The sequence below is a fragment of the Paenibacillus sp. P4_E11 genome, assembly GCF_056401635.1.
Window position 1 is genome coordinate 1 of sequence record NZ_JBFUIX010000281.1, and the last position, 3,109, is coordinate 3,109.

Consider the following 3,109-nt stretch of genomic DNA (forward strand, 5'->3'; position numbering starts at 1 on the left):
TTCCGCACGTTTAACTGATTCGATGTAAGGCAAGTTAGGATCGACATAGTTAAACGTAAACGTACTTGGAGGAAGATTGTCGTTGGAAGAGTTAAAGAACCGGAACTCTACGACTTGCACTTTATCGGTTGGGATATCCAGCTTCGCCGAAAAGTCGAATACTTTATATCTACCCGGCTTCGACCAGGAAGCTACTTCATTCAGTGATGTAGCGGCAGCACTAATATTGAACGGAAAGGGATTACCGATTGGCGTATCGTTATACAACAGAGTAACCGTATATGCACCATTGGATAGCCCACCCGGCTTAACAAAATGAGCGCGTCTCCCTGCATCAATGGCCGATGCTGCTTGATCCACAAATTGAGTTGGGTTGTCGTTAGGTGCGAAGCGAAGCTTCAGCAGATTCAAATTCCTGCCTAAGTTCATCCCTGTAACGATTACTTCCCCTCCTATTTCAGTTAAACCAGAAACGGCAGGATCAACTACAACCAAAGGGTATTGACCAAGAACTTCCCCATTGTACAAGGCCTTTATTAAATAAGTGCCAGCAAGGAGACCAGGTATGGAGCCGAAGTTCGCCGTCGCTTGTGTACCCCCAGTATTGACTGCCAATACATTAGCGTTGCGTGGGTTCGTTCCATCCTCGTTCATAACAACAAGTGCGAGCTTGGATTTATCTGCCAGCCCTAATCCATTTATCGTAATCGTAGAACTATTCACTTCAGAAGGCAGCAGTTGCGGAATGGATATTCCTGTTATTGCCGCTGTTCCGACTGACGGTGCGGAATAGACCGTTTCTGTTACCGAATTCGGTTTTGTGTACGGATAGTTGCTTGCATTTGACCCATCCGGATAATGCAATTGCTTATTGAACTCCAGCTTGTAATTTACGCCTGCCTGCAGATCGGATTGATTCGGCACTGCAAATAAAATGCTAGTATCCTTTACATCCACTACGGTTAAGTTGACAGCAGGTGCACTCCCAAGTTGTGGCACCAATCGGGCTGAAGTATAATCAGCGATACTGCTTCCCAAGTTGACGCCAGTGAAATATAAGGAAGTCGGATTAACTCCAGTAAACCCTGGAATCGAACTGGCATTGTTTAATGCAATCGGTCCATTCACTAATACATCTGGAACGGCAGGATCTTTCTTGCCGATTGTAAAGGCACGCTCCGTAATCGTAACTCCGTTGTACGTGATTTTATATTTGTACAAGCCATCAGCCTGTATGATCGGAAATTTAAATGATACGTTGCCACCACCTGCGTCAGCACCTATAACAGAAGCAACGGAACGGTTCTGCGTATCTGTGATTTGCAATCCGAACTCAGTTGCGGTTCCGGAAGAAAACGTGAAGACACGATCATCTGGATTGAGCGCTGGAGTAGCAGGCATACTTCCTGCCTTTGCTAAATCCGTGCCAGGGTCAGGTACGCCAAATGCACTAACAGTAGGCAAAGTAATACTTCCTGTCGGAATACTGACTCCAAGGGAATAAGAGGTGTCATGAATCGTTCTAGTCCCTTCTTTGACTTCTAACAAGTAGGGGCTATTCCCGCTTGTTAGCGATACGCCTGCCCCGGAAGGAATTCGATATACCGCTACGGTCCTAGCAGTGTTGACCGCGATTGGCACAGCATCTGTGATGGCCGCCACACCATCTTTTCCTGTAACCGTAAGCTTTGAAGCAGTAGACAATGCCTCTCCGGTTACAAACAGGTCTGTCCCCGTGTAGCCATCATAAATAACACTCGGTGAAATCGAGAACACTTTTGGTGCGGCATTTGCGCCATCTAGATTGTATGGGCCGAATCTTTGCCCGCCAATCATAACTTCAACAAATTTGTACTGTAGATCTCCTAGCGCAGTCAAATCGTCTTTTAAGTATGCCGATATATTCGCCTTAGGTGTGGTTATTGTAGGTGTCTTGATGAGATCTTTAGGCGCCCCAACCGCAGCTCCGCTCGTATCCAATTCCCCAATTTTGGCGTTAAAAGCAAATGGTTTCCCGTTATCGTAGATCAAATTCTTTTGAACCTGATAAGTCTTAGAATTGTTCACCGCCATGATGGTCATTGGGTTGTCACCCGGGCGCAGGCGGAAAGAAGCTGTCGATGTTGGCTTGTTGATATCATCCGCTAAGAAGAAATAACTACCGTTGCTGAAGAAAGCATTCTTAGGAGATGAGTCCCCCTCCAAATAGGCTTTAACCTCGGTTGCATTCGGTGCACTTCCAGAGATATTAACCAATGTGGACTGCTGTGGATTATCCGGGTACATCTTCCCATCCTCAAATGGCTTGCCGTTAATATTAATCGTTTCCAAATTCGTTGTCGGGGTATAGTACACCCACGCAGGCGCAGAAGAAACGACGCTGGAATCACCCAGCTTGACCGTAATCTTGTTCAGGCCTTCAGTCAGCAGCACATTACTAAATACGATATCGTATTGTCCTGATTTCTGGGCCTTATTGGATTTGTCCGCGGCAGGCTGTCCTCCCATACTTACATTCGTTATCTCATAGTAGAGGCTTTGGACTTGATTATCGCTTATGTTTTCAATTGTAGCCTGCAGAACCATCGGATTACTGGTCAGTCTAGGGACTAAGGGTTCCGTTAAAGCAGGTTGTGATTCCGAAATAAACAATCCAATAATCGTAATACGTGACGTCGCAGCGAACGCTGACATCGCCGGGAGAAGACTCATAAGCATAGACAAGACAACCAACAGACTTGTCCACTTGCGGTATGACTTTTTCAAAACCGGTTCCTCCTTATGTTATAAAAGTATTCATCTTTAATGGAATATAGCTATTTACATCTATTTGAACAGGTTTTTCGCGGCTACTTGTATGAACTCCTCTCCAAATATTTACAAAGCTGATCTAGTAGACGATGCCCCTGCTCCAAAAGTTTCGCGTATAGTTGTTATCGGTCAGGTTTGGTTGAAATTTTAGAGTTGTGAGGAAAATGCAGGATCGCAAAAAAACCAGTCCTCATTTGGACTGGTTTCTTTTACTTATAGGACAAGATAAGTTCGACTTATTTGGACGTTGACTTTGAACGAACACGCAACAATAAATTGATCACCGGGCGCTTACCCT

General features: G+C 45.2%; 1 pseudogene. It reads right to left on the minus strand.

The features are described from left to right. A pseudogene (locus AC1DWB_RS32805) lies at positions 1-2,766 on the minus strand (hypothetical protein); the annotation flags it as partial. Between the last annotated feature and the right edge of the window lie 343 nt (positions 2,767-3,109).